This is a genomic window from Stenotrophomonas sp. PS02289, from assembly GCF_029960115.1.
Taxonomy (GTDB): domain Bacteria; phylum Pseudomonadota; class Gammaproteobacteria; order Xanthomonadales; family Xanthomonadaceae; genus Stenotrophomonas.
This window is the reverse complement of sequence record NZ_JASCOZ010000231.1, coordinates 1-5,217: the sequence shown is the minus strand read 5'-3', so window position 1 is coordinate 5,217 and position 5,217 is coordinate 1. Positions and strand designations below refer to the sequence as shown.

General features: G+C 67.3%; 3 protein-coding genes. 2 read left to right on the top strand and 1 reads right to left on the bottom strand.

Annotated elements, in window-relative coordinates; translation table 11 throughout:
* Window positions 1–92: 92 nt before the first annotated feature.
* Window positions 93–2,459, bottom strand: coding sequence for a S9 family peptidase (locus tag QMX83_RS19900; protein ID WP_282298371.1), 2,367 nt, complete (start codon window positions 2,457–2,459; stop codon window positions 93–95).
* Window positions 2,460–2,697: 238 nt separating this feature from the next.
* Here QMX83_RS19900 and QMX83_RS19895 point away from each other — a divergent pair, with 238 nt between their 5' ends.
* The gene (locus QMX83_RS19895) at window positions 2,698–4,095 is read left to right on the top strand and encodes a cytochrome ubiquinol oxidase subunit I (protein ID WP_282298370.1); all 1,398 of its coding nucleotides are present in this window, start codon (window positions 2,698–2,700) and stop codon (window positions 4,093–4,095) included.
* Between the two features lies 1 nt (window position 4,096).
* On the top strand, window positions 4,097–5,110 hold the full coding sequence (gene cydB / locus QMX83_RS19890) for a cytochrome d ubiquinol oxidase subunit II (protein WP_282298369.1): 1,014 nt from the start codon (window positions 4,097–4,099) through the stop codon (window positions 5,108–5,110).
* Window positions 5,111–5,217 lie beyond the last annotated feature (107 nt).

The following is a 5,217-nucleotide window of genomic DNA, read 5'->3' as shown; positions in this document are numbered from 1 at the left end:
GTCCTGGGGTGAGCGGCGGGGGGGGCAGGCCCAACAAGCCTGCGGCCGCACAAGGCGGCCGCAGACAGGATAGGGGCAATTGGTGCCCGTAGTTACTTCAGCGTGGTCTCGAACAGCTTGAGAATGCGCTTGTACTGGTCCAGCCAGGAGTCGGCACGGACGTAGCCGTGGCGTTCCAGCGGGTAGGGGGCAATGCTCCAGTTGTCCTTGTGCAGCTCGATCAGCTTCTGGGTCAGGTTGACCGAGTCCTGGAAGAACACGTTGTCATCCATCATCCCGTGGGCGATCAGCAGGTTGTCCTGCAGGCCCTCGGCGTACTCGATCGGCGACGAAATGCGGTACGCCTCCGGGTCGATGTCCGGGGTGTTGAGGATGTTGGACGTATAGCCGTGGTTGTACTGGTGCCAGTCGACCACCGGACGCAGCGCGGCACCGGCCTTGAACGTGCCCGGGGCACGGAACAGCGCCATGAAGGTCATGAAGCCGCCGTACGAGCCGCCGTAGATGCCGGCGTGGTCACGGTCGCCCTGCTGGTTGGCCACCAGCCACTCCAGGCCGTCCTGGTAGTCCTGCAGTTCCGGGTGACCCATGTTGCGGTAGATGGCGGTGCGCCAGTCGCGGCCGTAGCCCTCGCTGCCGCGGTAGTCCATGTCCAGCACCACGTAGCCCTTCTGCACCAGCAGGTTGTGGAACATCTGCTCGCGGAAGTAGGCCGGGTAGCGCTGGTGCACGTTCTGCAGGTAGCCCGCGCCGTGCACGAACATGGCGATCGGGTACTTCTTGCCCGGCTCCAGGTTCTCCGGGCCGTAGTACTTGGCCCAGACCACGCCGGCACCGTGCTTGGACGGCACCTGTACCAGCTTGGGCTGGATCCACTCGCGCGCCTTGAACTCGGCGCTGCGGGTGTCGGTCAACACCTTGGCCTGGCCGCCAGCCGTCGGCACGACCGCCAGCTGCGCCGGCAGGTAGGCACCGGAGTAGCGGACCAGCAGCTGGCTGCCGTCCGGCGACAGCGAGAAATCTTCCACGCCGTTGAGGTTGGTCAGCTCGCGCACCTGGCGGCTGGCGGTGTCCACCGCACAGACTTCGTAGTCACCCGGGGTCTGCTGGTTGCACAGGAAGTAGAAGCCGCGGCCGTCGGCGCTGGGCACCGGCATCGAGGTTTCCCACTTGCCGCCGGTCAGCGCCTGCGGCTTGGCCGTGCCCTGCTGGGTGTACAGGTGCGAATAGCCGGACTCTTCCGACAGCAGCCACAGGGTCTTGTTGTCGCTGGACCAGCCGAAGTCGTTGAAGCCCCAGTTGATCCACGCAGCGTCAGTCAGGCGATGGCGATTGACCAGCTTGGCGTCGGCCGGGTTCAGGCTGGCGATCCAGCGGTCCTTGTTGTCATTGGCGCGCAGCATGATCGCGGCCTGCTGGCCGTCGGCGCTCCAGCGCACGCCCGGCGCGCCGGGGCCGCCCAGCACCTGCAGAGAACGGTTGCCCTTCAGCGCGTCCTTGCCGGCGGCCTTGCGCAGCGCGGCCAGCGGGTCGGTGCCGATGCCCGGCAGGCCGTCCAGCGACAGCGGCTTGACCGTGCCGGCCACGGTGTCGACCAGCCACAGGCTGTTCGGCTCCGGGTCGTTGCGGCCGACGCGGGTGCGGGTGTCCTCGAATTCCTCGTAACCGGACTCGGTCACGTACTTGGGCATCTTGCCGCCGCGGCCTTCATCGAAGCTCTTCGGCTTGGTCACCACCACCAGGCTGCGCAGGTCGGGCGACAGCGCGCTGTCGACGATCTCCACGTCCGCGCCCAGGTACACCGGGCCCGGCGCGCGGGTGCTGTCGGCCTTGCGCCAGCTGGCTTCCTGCGCCTTCAGCGCGTCGCGCTGGGCGCGGTCATTGCGCAGCGTGGCCAGGGTGCGCAGCTGCTGCTCGCGCAGCACGTCGGCCTTGGGCGCATCGTCGGGGTTCTTGTCGGCCTTCAGGCTGGCCACCTGCTGCACGCCGGCAGCGGCGGTCCAATGGAACCAGTTCTGGCCGGTGCGCCAGATCACGCCGCCATCGCGGGCAAAGCCCACGTTGCTGGACTTCTCGGTGCTGCGGGTCAGCTGGGTCAGCGCACCGCTGCGCAGGTCGCGCAGGAACACGTCGCCGTTGCGGACGAAGGCGCTGCGCTGGCGGCTGCTGTCGTACACGCGGCTTTCCACGTCCAGGGTGCCGCGCTGGTCGTCGGCCACCTGCACCGCTGCGCCACCGGCGACCGGCTGGCGGAAGGTGTCACGCACCGGGCTGCCGCTGCGCTTGAGCGTGTATTCCACCTGCTGGCTGTTCCACGACCACCAGGCGCTGTCGACCGGCGGACCGATCCAGTCCGGGTCGGCCATGGCCCGTTCAATGGTGATCGGCGTCGGTGCCGCGTGGGCCGTACCGCCGAGGGCGGCGAGCAGCAGCAGGGACAAGGGCAGCATTCTGGGCATTGCGGGCAGCACCGTGAAGGAAAAAACCCGCCAAGGGTAGCAGCCGCAAGGGCCCGAAGCGGGGGGCAAAGGTCATGCCCCAACGCCGTAGAGCCACGCCCTGCGTGGCTTCGGGTGCCGCCCCCGGCCGACGCCCCTGCGACAAACTGCTGCAGCGCGTCACCCGGTCGCATGTCGCTTTCACGGAACTCCACCCAAACTGGTCTGGATTTCAGAAAACCCCACCCGGAGGCGTCCCGTGGACGCGTTGTTGTTGTCGCGGATCCAGTTCGGATTCGTCATCAGTTTCCATGTGCTGTTCCCCGCCTTCACCATCGGCACCGCCAGCTGGCTGGCCTTCGTCGAAGGCCAATGGCTGCGCACCGGCAAGCCGGTCTGGCGCGAGCTGTACTTCTTCTGGCAGAAGATCTTCGCGGTGTCGTTCGGCATGGGCGTGGTCAGCGGCATCGTCATGGCCTTCCAGTTCGGTACCAACTGGCCCCGGCTGAGCGAGGTCGCCGGCAGCGTGATCGGTCCGCTGCTCACCTATGAAGTACTCACTGCGTTCTTCCTGGAAGCCAGCTTCCTTGGCGTGATGATGTTCGGCTGGGGCAAGGTCTCGCCGCGCCTGCACTTCTTCTCCACCTGCATGGTGGCGCTGGGCACGCTGTTCTCCACCTTCTGGATCCTGTCGTCCAACAGCTGGCTGCAGACCCCGTCCGGCTTCGAGCTGGTGGACGGCATCGTGCACCCGCTCAACTGGTGGCAGGTGGTGTTCAACCCTTCGTTCCCGTACCGCCTGGCGCACATGGCGCTGGGCTCGTTCATCACCACCTGTTTCGTGATCGGGGGCATCGGCGCGTGGTATCTGCGCCGCGGCACCCATGTGGAAGCGGGGCGCACCATGCTGCTGGCAGCGGTGGCGTTTGCCGCGCTGACCGTGCCGGTGCAGATCTTCGTCGGCGACATGCATGGCCTGAACACCCTCAAGCATCAGCCGATGAAGATCGCGGCGGTGGAAGCGCACTGGCATGCCGAAGGGGAGGGCGAAGGTGTGCCGCTGGTGGTGTTCGCCGTGCCCAACCAGAAAGAAGAGCGCAACGACTTCGAGATCGCCATTCCACGCCTGGGCAGCCTGATCCTTACCCATTCGCTGGACGGCACGTTTGATCCGCTGACCTCGGTGCCGGCCAGTGAGCGGCCGCCAGTGCTGCCGGTGTTCTTCGCCTTCCGCATCATGGTCGGGCTGGGCACGCTGATGCTGCTGCTGGCCTGGGTCTCGGCCTTCCAGTGGTGGCGCGGCAAGCTGCTGACGTCACCGTGGCTGCTGCGCGGCTGGAACTGGATGCTGCCCAGCGGCTTCATCGCGCTGGTGTCAGGCTGGTTCGTTACCGAGATGGGCCGCCAGCCCTGGGTGGTGTACGGGGTGCTGCGCACCGCCGATGCGGTCGGGCCGCAGAGCGCGTGGATGACCGCGTTGTCGCTGGGCATCTACATCGTCGGCTACGCCTTCGTGTTCGGCTGGGGCATCTGGTACCTGGTCAAGATCATCCGCACCGGGCCGAAGCCGCACGACCATCAGCCGCCCATCGAGGACGGCAGCCACACCCCGGCGCGCCCGCTGTCGGGCACCGATGAACCGCTGGAGGGCCGCTGAGATGGAGATGACAACCTGGCTGCCGGTGGCGTGGTTCGCAGTGATCGGCTTTGGCGTGCTGATGTACGTGGTGCTGGATGGCTTCGTGCTGGGCATCGGCATCCTCGCGCCGATGGCCGAAAGCGAGGAACAGCTCGATGTGATGATGAACACCGCCGCGCCGATCTGGGACGGCAACGAAACCTGGCTGGTGCTGGGCGGGGCGGGGCTGATGGCGGCCTTCCCGAAGGCTTACGCGGCGCTGCTGTCGGCGCTGTACCTGCCGGTCCTGCTGCTGGTGGTGGCGCTGGTGTTCCGTGGGGTGGCGTTTGAGTTCCGCTTCAAGGCGCACCGTTCGCGGCGACTGTGGAGCGTGGCCTTCGGGCTGGGCTCGCTGCTGGCCGCGTTTGCCCAGGGCGTCATTCTGGGCGCGCTGGTGCAGGGCCTGGATCTGGTTGATGGTCGCTACGTGGGCGGTGCGTTCGGCTGGTTCAGTCCGTTCTCGATGCTGACCGGGGTGGCGGTCGTGTTCGGTTACGCCCTGCTGGGCAGCACCTGGCTGATCCTGAAGACCGAAGGCCGCGAGCAGGCGGTGGCGCGCACCCTGACCCGCCCGCTGGTCGTTGCGGTGGTGGTGTTCATGGGGCTGGTCAGCACCTGGCTGCCGTTCCTGCAGTCGCGGGTGATGGAGCGCTGGTTTGCCGACGGCAACTTCTGGTGGCTGTCACCGGTGCCGCTGCTGACCCTGGCCGTGGCGGTGGCCCTGTGGCGCAGTGCGGTCCATCCGCGACGCGACCTGCCGCCTTTCCTGCTGAGCCTGGCCTTGTTCGTGCTGGGCTTCATCGGCCTGGTGCTGGGCATGTGGCCCTATCTGCTGCCGCCCAGCCTGACCCTGTGGCAGGCCGCCGCGCCGGCATCGTCGCTGGGTTTCAGCCTGGTCGGGCTGGTGGTGCTGCTGCCGGTGATCCTGGGGTATACGGCCTGGTCGTATCGGGTGTTCCGGGGAAAAGTGACCGCCGGAACCGGCTATCACTGATGCGGCTGGATGACGACCAACGGTCGCCATCTACCGGCGGGTCGCGGGGTGTCACCGGTAGCGCCGGCCGTTGGCCGGCCCACTGACCGCTTGGGCCGGCCAACGGC